Here is a 20,725-nt window from a genome sequence, read left to right as displayed (position 1 = left end):
GGCATGAGCGCAGACGGTCAGGTACGCAGCCACTGGTTCGACGACGAGGCAGGACCGGTCGTCCGTCCCTACGCCATGACGCGCGGCCGCACCAGCCATGCGGCCCAGCACCGCCTCGATCTGATCGCGGTGGTCGTCACGGAACCCCACGCGGACGACCCGGAAAGAGACCCGACGCTGTCCCCGGAGCACGTGGACATCGTCGAGCTCTGCCGCGACACCCCGCAGTCGGTCGCCGAACTCGCCGCCGAACTCGACCTTCCCATCGGCGTCGTACGGGTCCTCATCGGCGATCTCGTGGACGCCGAACTCGTCCATGTGACACGCCCGGTGCCCCCGGCCGAACTGCCGGACGAGAGTATTCTGCGCGACGTGATCAACGGCCTCCGGGCGCTGTGAGCAGCGCGGAAGCGAGGTGGAGACGTGACAGGCTGGCAGTTCTGGGTCGACCGGGGCGGCACCTTCACCGACATCGTCGCGCGGCGCCCGGACGGCCGGCTGCTGACCCACAAGCTCCTCTCGGACAGCCCGGCCTACCCCGACGCGGCCGTCGCCGGCGTCCACCGGCTGCTGGCCGGCTCGCAGGATCCCGTGGAGGCCGTGCGCATGGGGACCACGGTCGCCACCAACGCCCTTCTCGAACGCAAGGGCGAGCGCACCCTCCTGGTCATCACCCGCGGCTTCCGCGACGCCCTGCGCATCGCCTACCAGAACCGCCCGCACATCTTCGCCCGCCGCATCGAACTGCCCGCACTGCTCCATGAACGGGTCGTCGAGGTCGACGAGCGCATCGCCGCCGACGGCACCGTGCTGCGCGCACCCGACCTGGACGCCCTCGCCGGGCCGCTCCGCCAGGCCTACGACGACGGGATCCGCGCCGTCGCCGTGGTCTGCCTGCACAGCCATCTCCACCCGGCGCACGAACGCGCCGTCGGGGACCTCGCCGCCCGGATCGGATTTCCGCAGATCTCGCTGTCCAGCGAGGTCAGCCCGCTGATGAAACTCGTCCCGCGCGGGGACACCGCCGTCGTCGACGCCTACCTCTCGCCCGTGCTGCGCCGCTACGTCCGGCAGGTCGCCGATCAGCTCCAAGGCGTGCGGCTGATGTTCATGCAGTCCAACGGAGGCCTCGCCGAGGCCGGGCAGTTCCGCGGCAAGGACGCCATCCTGTCCGGCCCGGCCGGCGGCATCGTCGGCATGGCCCGGATGTCCCGGCTGGCCGGCTTCGACCGCGTCATCGGCTTCGACATGGGCGGCACCTCCACCGACGTGTCGCACTACGCCGGCGCCTACGAACGCGTCTTCACCAGCCAGATCGCCGGCGTCCGGCTGCGCGCCCCCATGCTCGACATCCACACCGTCGCCGCGGGCGGCGGCTCGATCCTGCACTTCGACGGCTCCCGCTACCGCGTAGGGCCGGACTCGGCGGGCGCGGACCCGGGCCCCGCCTGCTACCGCCGCGGCGGCCCGCTCACCGTCACCGACGCCAACGTCATGCTGGGCCGCGTCCAACCCGACCACTTCCCCCAGGTCTTCGGCCCCGACGGTGACCAGCCCCTCGACGACGCCCTGGTCCGCGAGCGCTTCGCCGCCCTCGCGGGCGAGATCCGCGAGCGGACGGGCGACGACCGCACCGCCGAACAGGTCGCCGAGGGCTACCTGAAGATCGCCGTCGCCAACATCGCCAACGCCGTCAAACGGATCTCCGTGCAGAAGGGCCACGACGTCACCCGCTACGCGCTCACCACCTTTGGTGGCGCGGGCGGCCAGCACGCCTGCATGGTCGCCGACTCGCTCGGCATCCGCACCGTCCTCGTCCCGCCCATGGCCGGTGTCCTCTCCGCGCTCGGCATCGGCCTCGCCGACACCACCGCCATGCGCGAGCAGTCCGTCGAGGCACCCCTGGGACCCGCCGCGATGCCCGGCGTCCTGAAGACCGCGGACGATCTGGAGGCCGCCGCCCGCGCCGAACTCCTCGCCGAGGACATCCCCGAGGACCGCATCGAGGTCACCCGTCGCGCACAGCTCCGCTACGACGGCACCGACACCGCCCTCACCGTCGAACTCACCGACCCCGCCGGCATGCGGCAGGCCTTCGAAGCACGTCATCGCACCACGTACTCCTTCACCCTCGACCGCCCGATCGTCGTCGAAGCCCTCTCCGTCGAAGCCACCGGCCTCACCACACCCCCCGATCTCTCCGCCCTCGCCCCTTACGAGGGCCGCACCGCCGACCCGCACACCGTCCGCCTCCACACCGGCGGAACCTGGCGCGACGTACCCCTCCACCGCCGGGAGGCGCTGCCCCCCGGCCGGACCGTCACCGGCCCGGCGATCATCACCGAGGCCAGTGCGACGACCGTCGTCGACGACGGCTGGCAGGCCGCGGCCACCGACGACGGGCATCTGGTCATGGAACGCGTGGCGATTACGGAGAGTTCCGAACTCGACACAAGAGTCGATCCGGTTCTCCTCGAGGTCTTCAACAACCTCTTCATGTCGATCGCCGAGCAGATGGGCGCACGGCTGGAGTCGACCGCCCAGTCCGTCAACATCAAGGAACGTCTGGACTTCTCCTGCGCCCTCTTCGACCCGGACGGAAACCTGGTGGCCAACGCCCCGCACATCCCCGTCCACCTGGGCTCCATGGGCACCAGCGTCAAGGAGGTCATCCGCCGCCGCGGCTCCCGGATGCGGCCCGGAGACACCTACGCCGTCAACGACCCGTACCACGGCGGCACCCATCTGCCCGACGTCACCGTGATCACCCCGGTCTTCGACACCAAGGACACGGACAGTAACCGGATTCTCTTCTACGTCGCCTCCCGCGGCCACCACGCCGAGATCGGCGGCATCGCCCCCGGCTCCATGCCCGCCGACAGCCGCACCATCGAGGAGGAGGGCGTCCTCTTCGACACCTGGCTGCTCGCCGAGAACGGCCGCTTCCGGGAGGCCGAGACCCACCGCCTGCTCACCGAGGCGCCGTACCCGTCCCGCAACCCGCGGACCAACCTCGCCGACCTGCGCGCCCAGATCGCCGCCAACCAGAAAGGCGTCGAAGAAGTCACCCGCATGATCGAGGACTTCGGCCTCGACGTCGTGCAGGCCTACATGCGGCACGTCCAGGACAACGCCGAGGAAGCGGTGCGCCGCGTCATCGACGCCCTCGACGACGGCGACTACGCCTACGAGACCGACTCCGGGGCCGTCATCCGGGTACGCGTGCGCGTGGACCGCGAGAACCGCTCCGCGACCGTCGACTTCACCGGCACGTCCCCCCAGCTGACCACCAACTTCAACGCCCCCTACGCGGTCGTCAACGCGGCCGTCCTCTACGTCTTCCGCACCCTGGTCGCCGACGACATCCCCCTCAACGACGGCTGTCTGCGCCCGCTCAGGATCATCGTGCCGCCGGGCTCGATGCTCGCCCCCGAGCCGCCGGCAGCCGTCGTCGCCGGCAACGTGGAGACCTCCCAGGCGATCACCGGCGCCCTCTACGCGGCACTCGGCGTCCAGGCGGAGGGCTCCGGCACGATGAACAACGTCACCTTCGGCAACGAGCGCCACCAGTACTACGAGACCGTCGCCTCCGGCTCCGGCGCCGGCGACGGCTTCCCCGGCGCGAGCGTGGTGCAGACCCACATGACCAACTCCCGGCTGACCGACCCGGAAGTCCTGGAGTGGCGGCTGCCCGTGCTCCTGGAGGAGTTCTCGGTCCGGCACGGCAGCGGCGGAGCGGGCCGCTGGCGCGGCGGCGACGGAGCCGTGCGCCGCATCCGGTTCCGGGAGCCCATGACCGTCACCACGCTGTCCCAGCACCGCCGCGTCCCGCCGTACGGCGTGGCGGGCGGCGAGCCCGGCGCCCTGGGCGCCAACCGCGTCGAGCGCGCGGACGGCACGGTCACCCGCCTCGCCGGCAGCGACACCGCGTCCGTCGGTCCCGGCGACGTACTCGTCATCGAAACCCCCGGCGGCGGAGGCTACGGCCCACCGCCCACCCACCCCCATCAAGCAGGAGAAGAGATCGATGATCTTCGGGCGTTCTGAGCGCGGCAAGCCCCCGGTCGAGCCCGTCACGCTCAAGATCCTGGTGGCCGGCGGCTTCGGCGTGGGCAAGACCACCCTCGTCGGCGCGGTCAGCGAGATCAGACCGCTGCGCACCGAGGAACTGCTCACCGAGGCCGGACGCCCGGTCGACGACACCAGCGGCGTGGAGGGCAAGCACACCACGACCGTGGCGATGGACTTCGGCCGCATCACCCTGCGCCGGGACCTGGTGCTCTACCTCTTCGGAACGCCCGGCCAGGAGCGGTTCTGGTTCATGTGGGACGAGCTCTCCGAGGGCGCGCTCGGCGCCGTCGTCCTCGCCGACACCCGCCGCCTGGAGGACTGCTTCGCCGCCGTCGACTACTTCGAGCGGCGTTCCATACCCTTCCTCGTCGGCGTCAACTGCTTCGAGGGAGCCGCCCGTTACCCGGCCGAGGAGGTCCGCAGGGCCCTCGACCTGGACGACCACGTGCCCGTCGTCCTGTGTGACGCCCGCGACCGCGAGTCGGTCAAGGAGGTCCTCATCGGCGTCGTCCAGCATGCGATGGCCCACGCCGCGGACCGCCGCCAGGCCGTCACGACCTGACGCCGGCCCGCGGGCGGTGCGGCCCGTACCCCCGCCGACTGGGGTACGGGCCGCAGTTTCGGATACCCCGCGCGCGCGTGCCTAGGCGTCCCCGTCCTCGACCCAGCCGAGGCTCTTCTCCACGGCCTTGCGCCAGTTGCGGTACTCGCGGTCCCGCACCGACGCCTCCATGGCCGGAGTCCACTCGGCGTCCTTCTGCCAGTGCGCCCGCAGCTCGTCCAGGTCGTTCCAGACCCCGGTGGCGAGCCCGGCGGCGTACGCGGCCCCCAGACAGGTCGTCTCCGACACCCGCGGCCGGATCACCGGCACGCCCAGCACGTCCGCCTGGTGCTGCATCAGCAGGTTGTTCTTGGTCATCCCGCCGTCGACCTTCAGGGTGCTGATCCGCACCCCGGAGTCCTGGTACATGGCGTCCACGACCTCGCGGGTCTGCCAGCTCGTCGCCTCCAGCACCGCGCGCGCGAGATGCGCCTTCGTGACGTACCGGGTGAGGCCCGTGACGACCCCGCGCGCGTCGGAGCGCCAGTACGGCGCGAACAGCCCCGAGAAGGCGGGCACGATGTACGCGCCGCCGTTGTCCTCGACGCTCGCCGCCAGTGGCTCGATCTCGTCGGCGGTACGGATGATTCCGAGCTGGTCGCGGAACCACTGCACCAGCGCGCCCGTTATCGCTATCGAGCCCTCCAGACAGTAGACGGGCGCCTCGTCGCCGATCTTGTAGCCCATCGTCGTCAGCAGCCCGTTCTTCGATGGCACCGGCCGGTTCCCGGTGTTCAGCAGCAGGAAACTGCCCGTCCCGTAGGTGTTCTTCGCCGTCCCCACCTCGTAGCAGGCCTGACCGAACACCGCCGCCTGCTGGTCCCCCAGCGCGGACGCGACGGGCACCCCGCCGAGCTGCCCGACGGCCGTGCCGTACACCTCGGCGGACGACCTGATCTCGGGGAGCACGGCCTCGGGGATGTTCATCGCGGAGAGGATGGAGGAGTCCCATTGCAGGGTCTCGAGGTTCATCAGCATGGTCCGCCCGGCGTTGGTCACGTCGGTGACGTGCCGACCGCCGTCCGTGCCGCCGGTGAGGTTCCAGATGAGCCAGGAATCGATGGTGCCGAAGGCGATCTCGCCGCGCTCGGCCCGCGCCCGCAGTCCCGGCACGTTGTCGAGCAGCCAGGCCGCCTTCGGCCCGGAGAAGTAGCTCGCCAGCGGCAGCCCCGTCTGCTCGCGGAAGCGGTCCTGCCCGTCCGTCCCGCCCAGTTCGGCGCAGAGCGCGGCGGTGCGGGTGTCCTGCCACACGATGGCGTTGTGCACGGGCTTGCCCGTCGCCCGGTCCCACAGGACGGTCGTCTCGCGCTGGTTGGTGATGCCGAGCGCGCTCAGCTGGTCGGCCCGCAGCCCGGCCTTGGCGATCGCCCCGGCGACCACCGCCTGCACCTTGGACCAGATCTCGGTGGCGTCGTGCTCCACCCAGCCGGGCTTGGGGAAGATCTGGCGGTGCTCACGCTGGTCCACGGCGACGATCGCGCCGCCCCGGTCGAAGATGATGCAGCGGCTGGACGTGGTGCCCTGGTCGATCGCGGCGACGTACTTCTCGGCGTTGTCCGTCATGGCTACCCCTTGGGCTCGGTTCAGAAGGCTGCGTTGTAGACGAGACCGGCGAGCGCTCCTCCGATCAGCGGGCCGGCCACCGGCACCCAGGCGTACCCCCAGTCCGAGGTGCCCTTGTTCGGGATCGGCAGCAGGCTGTGCACGATGCGCGGCCCGAGGTCCCGCGCGGGGTTGATGGCGTAGCCGGTCGGCCCGCCGAGCGAGAGACCGATGCCGACGACGAGCAGCGAGACGATCAGCACCTGCGTGCCGGACTCGCCGAGTCCCTTGGTCAGTCCGAAGGCGAGGATCGGCAGGACGAGCGCGACCGTCGCGATGATCTCCGTGACCAGGTTGGCGACCGGGTGACGGATCTCCGGGATGGTGGAGAAGATGCCGAGCGTCGGCGTGGGCTCGTCCGCCGTGTCCTTCGCCCGGACGTTGGCCTGGAACTGCGCGAAGTACACCAGATAGGCCAGGACCGCGCCCAGCATCGCGCCGATCATCTGCCCCAGCAGATACACCCAGACCTTGCCCCACTCCCCGGTGTCGACGGCGATGCCGATCGTGACGGCCGGATTCAGATGCCCGCCGGAGAGAGGAGCGGCGGTGTAGGCGCCCGCCAGCACGGCGAAACCCCAGCCGAACGCGATGACGACCCACCCGGAGGCGCGCGCTTTCGAGTGTCTGAGGGTGACGGCGGCGCAGACGCCGGCACCGAAGAGGATCAGGATGGCGGTACCGATGATCTCGCCGACGAAGATGTCTCCGTTGCTCATGGCGGCTCCTAGGGCGTGGCCCGGGGGTGATCGACCCCGGCCCCTTGTGCGGGGTGCGGTTTCCGGTGGCTCCCGTTGCTCCCGTGGCTCCGTGGCTTTCGTGGCGACTTCAGCCGAAGGCAGGGAGAGTCCCGCGCCCCGCCCGGCGTCCGTGACGAGCGTGCCGTCGCCGCCGCATCACCGGTGGGGGAGTGGGCCGTGGCTCAGCAGCCCATGCGGCGCAGTGCCTGAATACGCCGAGAATGTACGGCGATGTCGACCGACAACGGGAAGTGTTCACCGGCGCCCAGGGGCCGTCAAGGTCGCCGACGGCAACGGTTCTCGGCCACGCGCGCGTGTACGAGCGCCGCACAGCAGCCGGAGCGGTCCCGGGGTGCCGCGCCATCACTTTGACGCCCGGTCAGCTCCTGCCCGTCTCCGGCACCGGACACCCGGCCTGCCGGGGCACCGTCTCCGTGCCCCGCAGCACCTCGTGCCCCGGCTGCCCCGCGCGGCCCAGGACCCAACTCGCCCCGCTCAGCGCCTTCGCGGCCTTCTTCAGCGGTGCCAGACAAGCCGCCGCCTGCCGGTGGTCCGCCACGCTGCCGGGCCCGCACACGACCGTGGCCAGGGACAGCGTGACGGGCCGCCCGCCCGCCGACCAGGGGGCGTCGAGCACCAACGCGGCGAGCGGATCGAGCCCGTCCAGGTCCGCCAGCACCAGGAAGTCGTCCCCACCGATGTGCCCCACGCGAGCACTCCCCGACGCCGCGAGCTGCAACGCCCGCCCCACCGACCGGATCAGCTCGTCACCCGCCGCGAACCCGGCTCCGTCGTTCACCTGCTTGAAGTGGTCCACATCCAGCCAGCTCAACGCGAACGTCCGCCCGTCAGCGATGCGCCGGTCCACCTCACCGGTGATCGCGTCCGAACCCGGCAGCCGGGTCAGCGGATTGAGCCCGGCGGCCTCCTCGACGCGGGACTCGGCCAGCGCCCGCACCAGGTCCGCGAGACGTACGACGCCCACGCACCGGCCGTAGGCGTCGACGACCGCGACATCGTCCGACGTACGGTCCCGCTCGCCGTCCGCCACCACGTCCAGCACCTCCCACGCGGTGGCGTCGACCCCCACCGTCCGCGGCGGATCGCCCAGCTTCGCCGCGGGCCGGTCGGCGTACAGGGCGTGCCCGTACCGCCCCGACATCGACAGCAGGAACCGGGACCGGTGCACCGAGCGGACCGGCACCCCGTTGCGGTCCACGAGCAGCACCCCGGACACGTCCGGCGACCCGGTCAGCAGCGACCGCACCTGGGAGGCTGACGCGCTGTCGGGCAGCAGCGCGGCCGGCCGTACGAACTCCCGCACCGACGGCCCCGATCGCGGCACCCCCTCGATGGCGGTGGAGCGGGGCGGAACGTACACATCCGTCGCGGGCAGCCTGGCCGGCGGGGCGAACAGCGTTCCCTGGGCCAGCTGCGCCCCGGCCGACAGCGCGGCCGCACACTGGAGTTCGGTCTCCACGCCCTCGACGGCGAGGAGCGCTCCCAGCTCCTCGCACAGTGTCCGCATGGCCCGCACGGCGGCCGGCCGGAACAGCAGCGACGCGTCCAGCTTCACCAGGTCGGGCGCCAGGTCCGTGAGCAGCCGCAGGGGTACGTCGCCGTCCCCCACCCCGTCCGCGCTGATCCGGAAGCCCTGCCCCCGCAGGGTGCCCACGGCGTCCAGCAGACCCTGCTGCGGTACATGGGTGTACGGCGGGCCGATGTCGACGGTCACCTCCCACGGCAGCCGTCCGGCCGCGCGTACCGCGTCGTGCAGCGGGGTGAGCCCGCCGAGGTCCGCGAGGGTCCCGGCGAACACGTTGACGTGCAGCGGCAGCAGCGTCTCGTGCCGCACGGCCGACCGGACCGCCAACACGGCGAGCCGAGTGTCGACTTCGGGATCCCGGCGGGCTTCGGCCAGGATGTCACCGGTTTCCGGGCGGGCGAGGATCTCCAACGCCGCGATCCCGCCGGTGGACAGGTTGACCACCGGCTGGAAAGCGAAACGGAGCGTGTCCGACCAGGAGTGCACGGGAGCATGATGTCGCCGCCCGCGCACGCGTTGGCGCAGTTCATAAGACGTTCACGCAGCATTCCTGGTTGGTCACACAGCGTACGAACAGCTTGCCGCCTGCGGGTTACGGCGGTGAGGTCGTGTTCGTACGCCCGCGAGTCCGCCCGCCGACGCCGCGGTCCGGTGCCCCGGGCAGCCGGGCCGCTCTCAGCGCACCGCTATCACCGCCGATCCGTGCCCGAACAGCCCCTGGTTGGCCGTGATGCCCACCCGCGCCCCGGCGACCTGCCGGGCGCCGGCCTCACCTCGCAACTGCCAGGTCAGCTCGCAGATCTGGGCGATCGCCTGGGCCGGGACGGCCTCCCCGAAGGAGGCCAGTCCGCCGCTGGCGTTCACGGGTATGCGCCCGCCCGGCGCGGTCGCGCCCTCGCGTAGCAGCTTGGCCGCCTCGCCCGCGCCGCACAGCCCCAGGTCCTCGTACCACTGCAACTCCAGCGCCGTGGACAGGTCGTACACCTCGGCGAGGGACAGGTCCTCGGGGCCGACACCCGCCTCCTCGTAGGCGGCCCGCGCGATCGACGCCCGGAACGTCTCGGCCGAGGGCTCGGCGGCGAGCGCCGAGTCCGTGGCGATATCGGGCAGGTCCAGCACCGTGTTGGGATAGCGCGGGGTCACCGTGGACACCGCCCGGATCCGCACCGGCCGCGTCACTCCCCGCCGCCGCGCGAACTCCATCCCGGCCAGCACCAGCGCAGCTCCGCCGTCCGAGGTCGCGCAGATGTCCAGCAGCCGCAGGGGGTCGGCGACCACCGGGGACGCGGCCACCTCCTCGGCGGTGACCGGTGTGCGGTACCGCGCGAACGGATTCAGCGCGCCCTGTGCCGCGTTCTTCACTTTGACCCGCGCGAAGTCGTCCAGTGTGTCGCCGTGCACGGCCATGCGCCGCCGGGCGTACAGCCCGAAGTACGCCGGATTCGTCGCCCCGAGGACCCGGAAGCGCAGCCAGTCCGGATCATCGGGCCGCTCTCCGCCCGCCGGCCGGAAGAAGCCCTTGGGGGCGGCGTCCGCGCCCACCACCAGCACCACGTCCGCCAGCCCGGCCAGGATCTGGGCCCGCGCGGTGTGCACCGCCTGCGCCCCCGACGCGCACGCCGCGTACACGCTCGTCACCCGGGCGCCCTGCCAGCCGAGCGCCTTGGCGAACGTCGCCCCGGACACATAGCCCGGATAGCCGCCGCGCACCGTGTCCGCGCCGACGACCGAGTCCACCTCCCGCCACTCCATCCCCGCGTCGGCGAGTGCCGCGCGGGCCGCCGCCACGCCGTACTCGACGAAGCCGCGCCCCCACTTGCCCCAGGGATGCAGCCCCGCACCGAGCACCGCCACGTCCTCCGTCACACCGTCACCCCCTTCGGGCGCCACCGCCATGTCGTCCACACCGTCTCCGCGTCCTCGTGCAACACGCCGGGGACCACCTCCACCGCCATCCCCACCGCGAGATCGGCGACGGTCACGCCGGGCACCGCCTGCCCCAGCACCACGAGCCGCTCCGCCGCCAACTCCACAGCGATCAACGTGAACGGCTCCCACGGGAGTTCCCGATCGGTCACGTACGGTGACGGAGGCCGGTACCGGCTGTCCGTGTACGACCAGATGCGCCCCTCGCGCGAGAGCGGGATCTCGACCAGTTCCCCGCCCTGGCAGCCGGGATTGCGGCAATGGACGTCCTCGCGCGGGAAGAACACGGCGGAACAGCCCGAACAGCGCGTGCCCAGCAGCCGGAAGTCGTCCCCGTCGCCGGTGAACCAGCCGGCGACCACGGGGGTACGAGTGCGTGACAAGGGCCCTCCCTGGCGCTCGGATCGACCTGACGGATCGTCAGAAGTGTGCCACGGTGAGGGCCCGCGGGGCAGGGCCCGGTGCGAAGCGGCGATACGCCCGATCGGGCGCCGACCGCATCCGATCGCTTCCCCGCCGGAACCCCCGCTTGATAGATGCAGGGAACATGACACGACTCTCCCTCGTGGCCCGCGGTCTGGTCACCGCGGCCGCCGCCCTGCTGGCCATGACCGCCGCCACCGCCACCACCCAGGCCGGGACCGAGCCCACAGCGCCGGAGGACTTCGTGGCGCTGCGCACCGTGGACCGGACGATCGTCCAGGAGATGCGCTACTTCACCCCGCACAACTTCGTCGGCGAGCGCGTCGACGGCTACCGCCAGCCCCTGTGCATCCTCACCCGCCCCGCCGCGGAGGCCCTCCACCAGGCCCAGTCGAGGCTGCTGCGCCAGGGCTACACCCTCAAGGTCTACGACTGCTACCGGCCGCAACGCGCGGTGGACCACTTCGTCCGCTGGGCGAAGGACCTCGACGACCAGGCGATGAAGGAGGAGTTCTACCCGAACGTCGACAAGACCCGGCTATTCGCGGACGGTTACATCGCGGAGAAATCCGGCCACAGCCGTGGCTCCACCGTCGACCTCACGATCGTGAAACTCCCGGCGAAGCCGACCAGGCCGTACGTCCCCGGGCAGCCCTTGGTGCCCTGCTACGCACCCCAGGAGGAGCGCTTCCCCGACAACTCCGTCGACATGGGCACCGGATTCGACTGCTTCGACACCCTCTCCCACACCCTGGACCCGCGCATCCAGGGCGAGCAGCGGGCCAACCGGCTGCTGCTGAAGAGCACTCTCGAAGACCTCGGGTTCGTGAACCTCGCCGAGGAGTGGTGGCACTTCACCTACAAGCCCGAGCCCTACCCGGACACCTACTTCGACTTCCCGGTGTCCGCGAAATCCCTCGCCCACGGCCACTGACCCGCCGCCCCGACGACGCCCTCTCCATGTTCGGATACAGTCCGCGACGTGTTCGAAACTCAGCACTCCAACTCCAGCCCAGGCTCGCACTGTTCGAGCTGCGGCGCGCCCTATGGAGAGGGCGTCTCCGGCTGGCCCCGCACCTGCCCCACCTGCGGCACCGTCGCGTACCGCAACCCCCTGCCGGTGGCGGTGGCCCTCCAGCCCGTGTACGACACCCGGGGCACCGCCCTCGTCGTCATCACCCGAACCGTGGCCCCCGCGCGCGGGGGCATCGCGTTGCCCGGCGGCTACGTCGACGACCGCGAGGACTGGCGCCAGGCCGTCGTCCGGGAACTCAAGGAGGAGACCGGCATCGACGCGGCGGCCCGCGACGTGCGGCTCGCCGACGCCATGAGCTCCCCCGACGGTCACCTGCTCCTCTTCGGGCTGCTTCCGGAATGCCCCGCCGACGGCCTGCCCGCCTCCGCCGCCACCGACGAGACGGAGGGCCGGCACCTCCTGCGCAGGCCGGAAGAGCTGGCTTTCCCCCTGCACACGCTCGCCGCACGGGCCTGGTTCGAGGGCCGCTACGTCTGAGCGTCAGTCCTCCCCGAGCCCAAGCACACGCACCGGGTAGGGCGGCTCACCCCCGTCGCCCTCCCGCTCGACCACCACCCGCCGGCCCGACCGGCGGGACACATAGCGCTCGATCTCGAACTCCTCCCAGCCCTCCCCGGCATCCGGCACGACCAGCCCGCGCCCGGTCCGCCCCCGCGCGGGAGCCCACACCTCCAGCTCCAGACCACCGTCCTCCCCGCGCACGGGCAGGACGGCACCCGCGCGCGCGAACACCGGAATCCGCGACAGAGGCGCGTCGACCAGCACCTGCGCCGGCCCCTCGTACGCCCGCCCCGTCGCCGTGTCGTACCACCGCCCCCGCGGCAGCTGCACGGCCCGCCGGTCCGTCCCCGGGTCGAGCACCGGCGCCACCAGAAGGCAGTCGCCCAGAAGGAAGGCGTCCTCGCAGTCACGCAGCGCCCGGTCCTCCGGCGCCCCCCACCACAACGGCCGCACATAGGGAGCCCCCGTACGCCGGGCGAGATGCGCCAGCGTCACGAAGTACGGCAACAGCCGCCGCCGCTCCAGCAGCGCCACGCGCGCGTGCTCCAGCACCTCGGGACCGAACTCCCACGGCTCCCTGCGCCCGGCCCGCAGCCCGGCATGGGTGCGGAACAGCGGCAGATACGCGCCGAGCTGGAACCAGCGCAGAAACAGCTCCGGAGACGGATGGCCGTCATAGCCGCCGACATCCGGCCCCGAGTACGGCACCCCGCACAAGCCGAGCCCCATGACCAGCGACAGCGACGCCCGCAGCCCCGGCCAGCCCGTCGCCACATCACCGGACCAGGTCCCGCCGTAGCGCTGCATGCCGACCCATCCGGAGCGCGAGAAGACGAACGGGCGCTGCCGCGGTGCCAGCTCGGCCAGCCCCTCGTACCCCGCCCGGGCCATGCACAGCGCGTAGACGTTGTGCGCCTCCCGATGGTCACCCCCGCGCCCCTCCAGGGAGTGCCGGGCCGAACGCGGCAGCGTCGTCTCCCCGAACGCCGCGAAGGACGTCGGCTCGTTCATGTCATGCCAGAACCCGGAGAAGCCCTGCGCCAGCCGCTCCTCGTACAGCCGGCCCCACCACTGCCGCACGCGCGCGTGCGTGAAGTCCGGGAACACCGACTCCCCGGGCCACACCAGGCCCCGGACGAGCCGTCCCGAGGCGTCCCGTACGAACGCGTCCTCTGCCGCCCCGCTGTCGTACACGGCGTCGCCCGGCTCGGCCTTCACCGCCGCGTCCACGATCGACACCAGCCGGATCCCGTCCCGCCGCAGCTCCTCGGCGAGCTGCGGCAGCTTGGGGAAGCGATCCGGGTCGACGGTGAAGACCCGGTGATCCTCGTAGTGATCGATGTCCAGATGGACCGCGTCGAGCGGCAGACCGTGCTCCTGATAGCCCGCGACGATCCGCCGCACCTCCTGCTCGCTGCCGAAACCCCACCGCGCGTGATGATGACCGAGCGCCCACGCGGGCGGCAGCGCGGGCGCCCCCGTCAGCGACGCCCACGCGAGCAGCACGCGCGCGGGGGTGCCCACCACCACCCAGCAGCGCAGCGGACCGCCGTCCATCCGCAGCTCGCACATCCCACTCCGGTCGTGCCCCGAACCGGCCCCCTCCTCGCCCTCCCGCAGCAGCACGGTGCCGTCCCACGTGGTGTCGTGGAACACCAGATGCGTGCCCGCGTCGGCCACCACCACGTGGACCGGCATCGTGATGTACAGCGGATCGTCCCCGGGCGCGAAGGCATGCCCTGGGTCGGTGTTCCACAACCGGTAGGCGCCGCTCCGCAGCCTGGGCCCGGACGCCCGTCCGCCCAGCCCGAAGAACCGCGCGTCCGCCGGCACCTCCGACCGCTGCATCCACCGTGCCGTGCCCCCGCCCACCGGTTCCCACCAGCGGGGCGGCAGATCGCGGCGCAGCGTCACGCCACCGGGCGTGCGCACCTCGACCGCCCCGTGCCGCGAGACCACGACCGTCATCCGCTCGGCCACGACCCGCCAGCCGCCGTCCTTGTCGGGCTCCAGCACGGCCCGCGGATCGGGGTCCGGACAGTGGCCAGCCAGCGCGTACGACGGCTCCGGACCGGCCCCGTCCCAGCCCCAGAAGACCGCTCCGCTCACCGTGACGGTGATCCGCAGTTCCGACCGGGCGAACCGCAGCGTGCCGCCGCCCGGCCCCGGCTCCGCGGACTCCAGGGCACCGGGCACCCGCGCGCGCTCCGCGCCCCGCGGCGGCAGCCCCGTGGCGTCGGCGCGCTTCCTGCGCCACGCCGCCCGTACCGTACGCAACCCCTGCGCCGCCCCCACGGAACCGACCGCCTTCATCGAACGCACCAGGTCACGACCGTCCATGCTGCTCACCCTGCCACTGTCCGGACGGTACACGCGTCCCGTTCAACTGCCGTTCACCCGTGCCGGGACCACATCTTCACGACACGGACTGTGTGGGGCGCACCCTGGTGTAGAAGTCGATCACATGGCATCGTCCGTGTCAGCCGCGTCACGCGCACACCCCAGCACGTGCGCGGAGGACGCACACGACGCGCACAGTCCGGGAGCCGCCCCATGTCGACCGTGAACCCCCAGCCGCTCTGGCAGCCCGATCCGGAACGCATCGCCCAGGCGCAGATCACCAGATTCCAGACCTGGGCAGCCGAGCACCACGGCGCTCCGGCCGAGGGCGGCTACGCCCCACTGCACCGCTGGTCCGTCGACGAGCTGGACACCTTCTGGAAAGCCGTCACCGAATGGTTCGACGTCCGCTTTTCCACCCCCTACGCGCGCGTGCTGGGCGACCGCGCCATGCCCGGCGCCCAGTGGTTCCCCGGGGCCACCATGAACTACGCCGAGCACGCCCTGCGCGCGGCCGCCACCCGCGCGGACGAACCGGCCCTCCTCTGCGTCGACGAGACCCACGAACCGCGCCCGGTGACCTGGTCCGAGCTGCGCCGCCAGGTGGGCTCCCTGGCCGCGGAACTGCGCTCCCTCGGCGTACGCCCGGGCGACCGCGTCAGCGGCTACCTGCCCAACATCCCGCAAGCCGTCGTCGCCCTCCTCGCCACGGCCGCCGTGGGCGGCGTCTGGACCTCCTGCGCCCCCGACTTCGGCGCCCGCAGCGTCCTCGACCGCTTCCAGCAGGTCGAACCGGTCGTCCTGTTCACCGTCGACGGCTACCGGTACGGCGGCAAGGAGCACGACCGCCGCGACACCGTCGCCGAACTGCGCCGCGAACTGCCCACCCTGCGCGCCGTCGTCCACATCCCGCTCCTCGGCACCGAGGCGCCGGAGGGAGCCGTGGAGTGGTCCGCGCTGACGAGCGCGGACGTGGAGCCCGAATTCGAGCACGTCCCCTTCGACCACCCCCTGTGGGTCCTCTACTCGTCCGGCACCACCGGCCTCCCCAAGCCGATCGTCCAATCCCAGGGCGGCATCCTCGTCGAGCACCTCAAACAGCTCGGCCTGCACTGCGACCTCGGCCCCGAGGACCGTTTCTTCTGGTACACCTCGACGGGCTGGATGATGTGGAACTTCCTCGTCTCCGGCCTCCTCACCGGCACCACGATCGTCCTCTACGACGGCAGCCCCGGATACCCCGACACCGGCGCCCAGTGGCGGGTCGCCGAACGCACCGGAGCCACCCTCTACGGCACCTCGGCCGCCTACGTGATGGCGTGCCGCAAGGCGGACGTGCACCCCGCGCGGGACCACGACCTGTCCGCCGTGCGGTGCGTCGCGACCACGGGCTCCCCGCTGCCGCCCGACGGCTTCCGCTGGCTGCACGACGAGGTCCGCGACGACCTGTGGATCGCCTCCGTCAGCGGCGGCACCGACGTGTGCTCCTGCTTCGCGGGAGCCGTCCCCACCCTCCCCGTGTACGTCGGCGAACTCCAGGCACCCTGCCTGGGCACCGACCTCCAGTCCTGGGACCCGAGCGGCAAACCCCTGGTCGACGAGGTCGGCGAACTCGTGGTCACCAACCCCATGCCGTCCATGCCGATCTACTTCTGGAACGACCCCGACGGCAGCCGCTACCACGACAGCTACTTCGACACCTACCCCGGCGTCTGGCGCCACGGCGACTGGATCACCGTCACCTCCCGCGGCTCCGTCGTCATCCACGGCCGCTCCGACTCCACCCTCAACCGGCAGGGCGTGCGCATGGGCTCGGCCGACATCTACGAAGCCGTCGAACGCCTCCCCGAGATCAAGGAATCGCTCGTCATCGGCATCGAACAGCCCGACGGCGGCTACTGGATGCCCCTGTTCGTCCACCTGGCACCGGGAGCCGTCCTCGACGACGCCCTCCGGAACCGCGTCAAGCAGACCATCCGCGAACAGCTCTCACCTCGCCACGTCCCCGACGAGATCATCGAGGTGCCCGGCATCCCGCACACCCTCACCGGCAAGCGCATCGAGGTCCCGGTCAAGCGGCTGCTCCAGGGCACCCCCCTGGAGAAGGCGGTCAACCCCGGCTCCGTCGACAACCTCGACCTGCTCCACTTCTACGAGGACCTGGCCCGCAAGCGCACCTGACCCCGCAAGGGCCGATCACCCCCACAGCGGCCTCGGACCGCCGAGCACCAGGCGCCGGCCGAGGCCGCTCGGACGCCGTTGTCAGTGCCGCCCGTTACTGTGAGTGAGCATTGATCGACCGCACGCACAGGGGGAATCATGGCGCACACCGACAACCTGACCATGCGACGCGTCCTGCGCCGCGAAATCGCCGGAACCATCGGCCTGCTCACCGACGAGCACGACTTCCGCGCCATGCGGCGCTATCGCAGCTTCACCTTCGAGGACCACCAGACGTACCTCCAGCAGGTCGAGGCACTGCTCCAGACCCGGGCCGCCCAGGGCAGCCACACCACGGTGGCCCTCTTCGACCCGCAGGAATACGCCGACTACTGCGCCGACGCGGGACTCGACCCCGACATGCCGTCGAGCCGGAGCCGCTTCACAGCCGAACTGGCCGCCGGCGGCCCCACCATTCCCTACGAGGGCCAACCCCTCAAGGATCTCGTCCCCGCACTCGTCGACGAAGCCGTCCGACAGGCGACCTGGGACTACGCCTCCACGCTCCTCGCCCGCCTGGGCTCCTGCACCACCTGCGGCGAGGACTTCGGGCGCTCCGCCTTCACCCGTGCCTCGGCCCTCCTCGCCCGCATCCTCGACACCGCCCCACCGGGCAACCGCCACCTCGTCTGCAGTGTCTCGGGAACCCCCGAGCCCCTCGTCGCCGTCCTGCACGCCGACGACGACAGCCACGGCACCACCGAACTCGACGAGGCCGAGGCCCTCGAATTCACCACCGTCCTGGCCCTGGGCCTCGCCACCCACAGCCCCGGCGGACTCGTCATGCGCACCAGCGCACCCGGCAGCGCCGACCGCATCTACGGCTGGCGCCTGCGCGGCAACGGGCTCGAGCCCCTCACCGCCGGCGAGGTCTTCGACGCCTACTGCACCGACGTCGACTCCGGAGACCTGATCTCACCCGAATCAGGCGTCGACTACTGCGAGCCGCCCGACCTCGGAGACGACGGACCGGCACCGCACCACCAGCACTGAACGCGCCAGGGGCGCCCCACCCGAAGGTGGAGCGCCCCTGGTCGACAGGCCTCACTCGGCTCGGTCGGCCTACTCGCCGGACAGCACCGCCTGAGCGGCGCTGCGCGCCTCCTCGGCCGTGTCCGCCGCACGCGCGGCCGCCGCGGCACGCTCGCACTGCGCCAGCGTGTACTTCGCCAGCGTCGCCCGGACGTAAGGAATCGACGCCGCACCCATGGACAGGGAGGTGACACCCAGACCGGTCAGCACACAGGCGAGCAGCGGGTCGGACGCGGCCTCACCACAGACACCACAGCTCTTGCCCTCGGCCTTGGCCGCCTCGGCGGACAGCGCGACCAGGTCGAGCAGCGCGGGCTGCCACGGGTCCTGGAGCCGGGACACCGCGCCCACCTGACGGTCGGCGGCGAAGGTGTACTGAGCGAGGTCGTTCGTCCCCAGCGACAGGAACTCGACCTCCTGAAGAATCGAGCGAGCCCGCAGCGCGGCCGACGGGATCTCCACCATCGCACCGAACTTGGCCTGCAGCCCGGCCGCCCGGCACGCGTCGGCGAACGCCTTGGCATCGGTACGGTCCGCCACCATCGGCGCCATGACCTCGAGGTAGACCGGCAGACCGTCGGCCGCCTTCGCCAGCGCCGTCAGCTGGGTGCGCAGCACCTCCGGGTGGTCCAGCAGCGTCCGCAGCCCGCGCACACCGAGCGCCGGGTTCGGCTCGTCCGCCGGGGTCAGGAAGTCCAGCGGCTTGTCCGCACCCGCGTCCAGCACCCGGACCACGACCCGGCCCTCGGGGAACGCCTCGAGCACCTGCCGATAGGCCTCGACCTGCTTCTCCTCGGAAGGAGCGTTCTTGTTGTCGTCCAGGAACAGGAACTCGGTCCGGAAGAGACCGACACCCTCCGCTCCGGCCTCGACCGCCGCGGCCACGTCAGCGGGACCGCCGATGTTGGCGAGTAGCGGCACCTTGTGACCGTCGGACGTGACACCCGGCCCCGTCGACGCCGCGAGCGCGGCCTTGCGCTCGGCAGCCGCCGCTCGCAGCTGCGCCTTCTTCTCCTCGCTCGGGTTCACGAAGATCTCGCCGGTGCTGCCGTCGACGGCGACGACCGTCCCCTCGGCGAGCTCACCGGCACCCGGCAGCGCCACCACGGCCGGCACCCCGAGCGCCCGCGCCAGAATCGCGCTGTGGCTGGTCGGCCCACCTTCCTCGGTGACGAAGCCCAGCACCAGCGTCGGGTCGAGCAGCGCCGTGTCGGCCGGCGCCAGGTCACGGGCGACCAGTACATACGGCTCGTCGCTGTCCGGCACACCCGGCATCGGCACGCCCAGCAGCCGGGCGACGATACGATTCCGCACATCGTCGAGGTCGGCGACGCGACCAGCCAGGTACTCACCGGCACCCGCCAGCAGATCCCGGTAGGCGGCGAACGCGTCGTACACCGCACGCTCGGCCGTGCTGCCCACGGCGATCCGCCGGTCCACGTCGGCGATCAGCTCGGGGTCCTGCGCCATCATGGCCTGCGCCTCGAGCACCGCTTGGGCTTCGCCCCCCGCCAGATTGCCGCGCGCAATCAGGTCGGCCGCCACAGCTTCCACGGCCTGGCGGGCGCGCCCCTGTTCACGCTCCGCCTCCTCCGCCGGGATCTGCTTGGCAGGCGGTTCGAGCACCGCCGTTCCCATGTGCCGAACCTCGCCGATCGCCACACCGTGGCTCACGCCGACGCCTCGCAGCGTTGTCTCCATCTCACCCGTCTCCGATAGTGCGGCGGGCCCCGCCGCCGCGGTGGTTGTCCTACCTCGCCGTCCTACGACGGCAGTGACGTCACTTCCAGACGAAGAGACTGTCGCCGGCCTTGACGTCGCCGTCCTCACGCAGCTCGGAGAGCGCCTCGGCGGTGGCCTCCAGGGCGACGATGGGGCACACCGGGGACTTGCCCGCGGCCTCGACGGCGGCCGGGTCCCAGCGCACGACAGCCTGGCCACGCGTCACGGTGTCGCCCTTGTTCACCAGCAGCTCGAAGCCCTCACCGTTGAGCTGCACGGTGTCGATGCCGAGGTGGGTGAGCACGCCGTGCCCGTTCGCGTCCACCACCACGAAGGCGTGCGGGTGGAGAGAAACGATGACTCCGTCCACGGGGGAGACCGCCTCGGAAGGCTCACGTACAGGGTCGATGGCGGTGCCCGGGCCGACCATGGCCCCGGAGAAGACCGGATCCGGCACGGCGGCCAGTCCGATGGTGCGTCCTGCCAGCGGGGACGTCACGGTGGTCATGGGAAGCCTCCCAGGGGTGGAGATATATACGGGCCGTCACTGCCTGTCCCGGACGGCGCACTGAGGAGCAGGGTATGTCATAGGAAGTATCGGTTCCGGATGAGAGCTCCCGATTAGAGGTCTAGACCACATCCTCTATCGATTTGCACCCGCTCGGCGGCCCCGTGTACAGTCGTACCCCTGCTTGAGGCTGAGCGACGCGACCGAGCGTCCTTGCCCGGCGGCACCCAACTTGTCAGATCCTATCTCGGGGTCTCCTTCTGCATGCCCGCAGGAGGGTGGTCAGAGAGACGGAAAAACCCTGATAGAGTTTGGAACACCGAAGGGAAGCGCCCGGAGGAAAGCCCGAGAGGGTGAGTACGAAGGAAGCGTCCGTTCCTTGAGAACTCAACAGCGTGCCAAAAGTCAACGCCAGATATGTTGATACCCCGTCTCCGGTCATCATGACTGGGACGAG

General features: G+C 71.5%; 15 protein-coding genes. 7 read left to right on the top strand and 8 right to left on the bottom strand.

Translation table 11 applies throughout. The features are described 5' to 3' along the window. The first annotated feature begins 3 nt into the window (after window positions 1–3). From ACZ42A_RS29730 to ACZ42A_RS29720, 3 genes are read left to right on the top strand one after another with little or no spacing between them, the layout of a single operon-like run. Window positions 4–399: a DUF742 domain-containing protein gene (locus ACZ42A_RS29730; protein WP_468530373.1), complete on the top strand. Its 396-nt coding sequence runs from the start codon at window positions 4–6 to the stop codon at window positions 397–399. Between the two features lie 24 nt (window positions 400–423). Then, window positions 424–4,047: a hydantoinase B/oxoprolinase family protein gene (locus ACZ42A_RS29725; protein WP_468530372.1), complete on the top strand. Its 3,624-nt coding sequence runs from the start codon at window positions 424–426 to the stop codon at window positions 4,045–4,047. Next, window positions 4,028–4,633 (top strand): GTP-binding protein, encoded by a 606-nt coding sequence (locus ACZ42A_RS29720; protein ID WP_468530371.1) that lies wholly within the window; start codon window positions 4,028–4,030, stop codon window positions 4,631–4,633. The genes ACZ42A_RS29725 and ACZ42A_RS29720 overlap by 20 nt, the downstream gene beginning before the upstream one ends. An 81-nt stretch (window positions 4,634–4,714) precedes the next feature. On the opposite strand, the gene glpK is transcribed toward ACZ42A_RS29720, so the two are convergent. The 5 genes from glpK to ACZ42A_RS29695 all read right to left on the bottom strand — a co-directional run bounded on the left by glpK (window position 4,715) and on the right by ACZ42A_RS29695 (window position 10,848). Then, window positions 4,715–6,235, bottom strand: a complete 1,521-nt coding sequence (gene glpK / locus ACZ42A_RS29715; protein ID WP_468530370.1) for a glycerol kinase GlpK — start codon at window positions 6,233–6,235, stop codon at window positions 4,715–4,717. A 20-nt stretch (window positions 6,236–6,255) separates the two neighbouring features. Continuing rightward, window positions 6,256–6,993, bottom strand: coding sequence for an MIP/aquaporin family protein (locus ACZ42A_RS29710; protein ID WP_468530369.1), 738 nt, complete (start codon window positions 6,991–6,993; stop codon window positions 6,256–6,258). 400 nt (window positions 6,994–7,393) lie between these two features. Further along, a complete protein-coding gene (locus ACZ42A_RS29705; RefSeq protein ID WP_468530368.1) occupies window positions 7,394–9,046 on the bottom strand; it encodes an EAL domain-containing protein in 1,653 nt (550 codons plus the stop codon). 189 nt (window positions 9,047–9,235) lie between these two features. Next, complete coding sequence (locus ACZ42A_RS29700; protein WP_468530367.1) at window positions 9,236–10,426, bottom strand: lipid-transfer protein; 1,191 nt, start codon at window positions 10,424–10,426, stop codon at window positions 9,236–9,238. Beyond that, window positions 10,423–10,848 carry a Zn-ribbon domain-containing OB-fold protein gene (locus tag ACZ42A_RS29695; RefSeq protein WP_468530602.1) on the bottom strand — a complete coding sequence of 142 codons (426 nt, stop codon included), beginning with the start codon at window positions 10,846–10,848 and terminating at the stop codon, window positions 10,423–10,425. Before ACZ42A_RS29695 ends, ACZ42A_RS29700 begins: the two co-directional genes overlap by 4 nt. A gap of 185 nt (window positions 10,849–11,033) precedes the next feature. Here ACZ42A_RS29695 and ACZ42A_RS29690 point away from each other — a divergent pair, with 185 nt between their 5' ends. Further along, window positions 11,034–11,843, top strand: a complete 810-nt coding sequence (locus tag ACZ42A_RS29690) for a M15 family metallopeptidase (RefSeq protein ID WP_468530366.1) — start codon at window positions 11,034–11,036, stop codon at window positions 11,841–11,843. Between the two features lie 48 nt (window positions 11,844–11,891). Then, a complete protein-coding gene (locus tag ACZ42A_RS29685; RefSeq protein WP_468530365.1) occupies window positions 11,892–12,422 on the top strand; it encodes an NUDIX domain-containing protein in 531 nt (176 codons plus the stop codon). A 3-nt stretch (window positions 12,423–12,425) separates the two neighbouring features. Here the strand turns inward: ACZ42A_RS29685 and ACZ42A_RS29680 are convergent, their stop codons facing one another. Then, window positions 12,426–14,786 carry a glycoside hydrolase family 31 protein gene (locus ACZ42A_RS29680; protein WP_468530364.1) on the bottom strand — a complete coding sequence of 787 codons (2,361 nt, stop codon included), beginning with the start codon at window positions 14,784–14,786 and terminating at the stop codon, window positions 12,426–12,428. A gap of 213 nt (window positions 14,787–14,999) precedes the next feature. On the opposite strand from ACZ42A_RS29680, the gene ACZ42A_RS29675 reads away from it, so the two are divergent. Together ACZ42A_RS29675 and ACZ42A_RS29670 are read left to right on the top strand one after the other, a co-directional pair. Beyond that, window positions 15,000–16,967 (top strand): acetoacetate--CoA ligase, encoded by a 1,968-nt coding sequence (locus tag ACZ42A_RS29675; RefSeq protein ID WP_468530363.1) that lies wholly within the window; start codon window positions 15,000–15,002, stop codon window positions 16,965–16,967. Window positions 16,968–17,105: 138 nt separating this feature from the next. Then, the gene (locus ACZ42A_RS29670) at window positions 17,106–17,999 is read left to right on the top strand and encodes a hypothetical protein (protein WP_468530362.1); all 894 of its coding nucleotides are present in this window, start codon (window positions 17,106–17,108) and stop codon (window positions 17,997–17,999) included. A 69-nt stretch (window positions 18,000–18,068) separates the two neighbouring features. Here ACZ42A_RS29670 and ptsP read toward each other — a convergent pair whose 3' ends face one another. Together ptsP and ACZ42A_RS29660 are read right to left on the bottom strand one after the other, a co-directional pair. Further along, window positions 18,069–19,739 (bottom strand): phosphoenolpyruvate--protein phosphotransferase, encoded by a 1,671-nt coding sequence (gene ptsP, locus ACZ42A_RS29665; protein WP_468530361.1) that lies wholly within the window; start codon window positions 19,737–19,739, stop codon window positions 18,069–18,071. A 79-nt stretch (window positions 19,740–19,818) separates the two neighbouring features. Beyond that, entirely contained in the window at window positions 19,819–20,268 is a 450-nt protein-coding gene (locus tag ACZ42A_RS29660) for a PTS sugar transporter subunit IIA (protein ID WP_468530360.1), read from the bottom strand. Between the last annotated feature and the right edge of the window lie 457 nt (window positions 20,269–20,725).

The organism is Streptomyces sp. NPDC030838, assembly GCF_055572035.1.
Note: the sequence above shows the minus strand (reverse complement) of the source record. Positions and strands in the feature narration are given on the sequence as shown.

What these genes read in the sequence shown, in the direction of transcription:
- ACZ42A_RS29720 (WP_468530371.1), top strand. Translation starts at nt 4,028, where the DNA reads ATGATCTTCGGGCGTTCTGAGCGCGGCAAGCCCCCGGTCGAGCCCGTC.
- ACZ42A_RS29660 (WP_468530360.1), bottom strand. Translation starts at nt 20,268, where the DNA reads ATGACCACCGTGACGTCCCCGCTGGCAGGACGCACCATCGGACTGGCC.
- ACZ42A_RS29675 (WP_468530363.1), top strand. Translation starts at nt 15,000, where the DNA reads ATGTCGACCGTGAACCCCCAGCCGCTCTGGCAGCCCGATCCGGAACGC.
- ACZ42A_RS29670 (WP_468530362.1), top strand. Translation starts at nt 17,106, where the DNA reads ATGGCGCACACCGACAACCTGACCATGCGACGCGTCCTGCGCCGCGAA.
- ACZ42A_RS29710 (WP_468530369.1), bottom strand. Translation starts at nt 6,993, where the DNA reads ATGAGCAACGGAGACATCTTCGTCGGCGAGATCATCGGTACCGCCATC.
- glpK (WP_468530370.1), bottom strand. Translation starts at nt 6,235, where the DNA reads ATGACGGACAACGCCGAGAAGTACGTCGCCGCGATCGACCAGGGCACC.
- ptsP (WP_468530361.1), bottom strand. Translation starts at nt 19,739, where the DNA reads ATGGAGACAACGCTGCGAGGCGTCGGCGTGAGCCACGGTGTGGCGATC.
- ACZ42A_RS29730 (WP_468530373.1), top strand. Translation starts at nt 4, where the DNA reads ATGAGCGCAGACGGTCAGGTACGCAGCCACTGGTTCGACGACGAGGCA.
- ACZ42A_RS29690 (WP_468530366.1), top strand. Translation starts at nt 11,034, where the DNA reads ATGACACGACTCTCCCTCGTGGCCCGCGGTCTGGTCACCGCGGCCGCC.
- ACZ42A_RS29680 (WP_468530364.1), bottom strand. Translation starts at nt 14,786, where the DNA reads ATGGACGGTCGTGACCTGGTGCGTTCGATGAAGGCGGTCGGTTCCGTG.